Below are 2,785 nucleotides of genomic sequence, written 5' to 3'. Positions count from 1 at the left end.
GCTACCTGCTGCGGCTGGAAACCAAGCTGGCGCTCGACACGTCGTCGCGCTTCTTCTGGCACGTCCTCCACCTCCCCATCCAGTTCTTCACCCAGCGGTTCGCGGGCGAGATCGGGTCGCGCGTCGCCATCAACGACCGCGTGGCGCAGGTGCTGTCCGGCGACCTGGCGACCAACGTCCTGGGGCTGGTGGCGCTCGCCTTCTACGGCGTGGTCATGCTCCAGTACAGCGTGAGCCTCACGCTCCTCGGCGTGGGCACGGCGGTGCTGAACATGGCTGCGCTGCGCTGGGTATCGCGCAAGCGCGTGGACCTGAACCTCCGCCTGGGGCAGGACCGCGGCAAGCTGACCGGCGTGGCCATGGGCGGCCTGCAGACCATCGAGACGCTGAAGGCCACGGGGTCGGAATCGGACTTCTTCGCGCGCTGGTCCGGCTACCAGGCCAAGGTCGTCAACGCACAGCAGCAGCTCGCCTTGCAGACGCAGCTCCTCGCGTCGGTCCCCCCGCTCCTCTTCGCCCTCAACTCCGCGCTGGTGCTGGGCATCGGCGGGCTGCAGGTGATGGACGGGAAGATGAGCATGGGCATGCTGATCGCCTTCCAGGCCCTAATGCTCTCCTTCGTCACGCCCGTGAACCGGCTGGTGGAGATGGGCAGCACGCTCCAGGAGGTGCGCGGCGACATGAGCCGTCTGGACGACGTGCTCCGCGCCAAGCGGCAGGAGGGGCTGGACGACGACCCCGAAGAGGCGGAGGCGTGGGGCAAGCTCACCGGCCGCCTCGAGCTGGCGGACGTCGCATTCGGCTACAACCCCGTGGAGCCGCCACTCGTGCAGGGGCTTTCGATGTCGCTCGCGCCCGGCAGCCGCGTCGCGCTCGTGGGCGGCAGCGGCTGCGGGAAGTCCACCATCGCGCGCCTGGTCTGCGGCCTCTCCGAGCCGTGGGCGGGCGAGGTCACGCTCGACGGCGTGCCGCGCGTGAAGGTGCCGCGCCGCGTCCTCTCCTCGTCCCTCGCCTTCGTGGACCAGGACATCTTCCTGTTCGAGGGCACCGTCCGCGACAACCTGACGCTGTGGGACCCCACCGTGCCCGAGACGGACCTGATCGCCGCGGCGCGCGACGCGGCCATCCACGACGAAGTCACCTCGCGCCCAGGCGGCTACCTGGGCACGGTGGAGGAGGGAGGCCGCAACTTCAGCGGCGGCCAGCGCCAGCGGCTCGAGATCGCCCGCGCGCTGGTGGGCAACCCCAGCATCTTGGTGCTGGACGAGGCCACGAGCGCCCTGGACCCCAGCACCGAGCAGGTGATCGACGACAACCTGCGCCGCCGCGGCTGCACATGCCTCATCGTCGCGCACCGCCTCAGCACCATCCGCGACTGCGACGAGATCATCGTGCTCGACGCCGGCAAGATCGTGCAGCGCGGCACGCACCAGCAGATGATGGCCGAGCCCGGCCCCTACGCCCGCCTGATGGAGGCCGAATGAGCGTCGCCGAGCCCGAAGCCGGCGCGGCCGAAGCGCTGGCGCCCGCCGAAGCGCCGCCGCGCATCTCCACGCTCTTCCTGCGCGAGGGGACGCAGGTCGCAGCGGGCGCCGACCGCGCGTTCCTGCTCCAGGGCGACGGCGCCTGGGTGGTGGAGCGCGGGCGCGTGGACGTGTTCGCCGTCCGCATCGGGAGCGACGGGGCGCCGGGCACGCGCCGCCACCTCTTCCGCGTGGGCGCCGGCCAGCCGCTGCTCGCCGCCACCTCGGTGTCGATCGAGGCGGACGTAGGCCTGCTCGCCGTAGGCACCGCGGGCACGCGCCTGCTCGCCCTGCCGCAGCGGCGCATGCGCGAAGCCGTGGCGTCGGGAGACGGCGGCGACGAGGTGCTGGAGCTGGTGGATGCGTGGGCGTCGCTGCTCGCCGAGGGCATCGCCCTGGACCGCGTGCCCAAGCTTTGCGACGAGGTGGATGCAGGGACCGAAGTAGATGCCAAACCGGGAGATGCGATCCGGCCCCGCTCCGGCGTCGTCTGGATGCGCCACCTCTCCGGCGCCTCGCACCTCCTCGGCCGGCCGGGCCTGCGCGTGGACGGCGGCGCGGCGCTCCCCCTCGCCCGCCGCGCGTGGGTCGTCGCCGCGGAAGACGGCCGCCTGCGCTTCTCCTCCGCCCCGGCGGACGCGGCCGAGGCGTGGGAGGGCATCGCCCTGCTGAACGCGCTGGTCCTCCGCTGGATCCGCGACACGGACGAGGACCGCGCCCGCGCCGCCGCCGAACGGCTGCGGAAGAAGGCCGCGCTGGACCGCTCGACGCTCGCGAACGCCTGCACCCGCCTCGTCTCCGCCTTCGACGAGGGCGCGCGCCGCATCCCCGGCATGCGCCTCCGCGCCTCCGACACGGAAGACGAGGACGCCCTCTTCGCGGCCGCGCGCCTCGTGGGCGACGCGATGGGCGCCACGGTCCGCCCGTCGCCTCCGGGCGAGAAGCTCGGTAGCCGCTCGGCGCTGGACTCGATCGCCCGCGCGTCCCGTCTCCGCACCCGCCGCGTGCTGCTGCGCGACGGCTGGTGGCGCGAGGACTCCGGCCCGCTCGTCGCCTACGTGGACGAGGACAAGCGCCCCGTCGCCATCCTCCCCGCCAAGGCCGGGCGCTACGTCCTGTGCGATCCCATCGCCCGCACGCGCGTGCCGCTGGACGCGGCGGTCGCGGCCACGCTCAGCCCCTTCGCGCACTCCCTCTCGCGCCCCTTCCCCGAGACGGCGCTGAAGCTGGGGGACGTGCTGCGCTTCGGCGCGCGCGACTGC

General features: G+C 73.2%; 2 protein-coding genes. Both read left to right on the top strand.

The annotated features are described in order from the left end of the window. Positions 1 to 1,484: ATP-binding cassette domain-containing protein (locus VFE05_21230; GenBank protein HET6232612.1), on the top strand; the 1,484-nt coding region annotated here is incomplete at its 5' end. Then, positions 1,481 to 2,785, top strand: a 1,305-nt coding sequence (locus VFE05_21225; protein HET6232611.1) for a hypothetical protein, incomplete at its 3' end; no start/stop codon positions are given. The genes VFE05_21230 and VFE05_21225, both read left to right, overlap by 4 nt.

Source organism: Longimicrobiaceae bacterium (genome assembly GCA_035696245.1).
GTDB lineage: Bacteria > Gemmatimonadota > Gemmatimonadetes > Longimicrobiales > Longimicrobiaceae > DASRQW01.
This window is presented reverse-complemented; position numbering and strand designations above follow the sequence as displayed.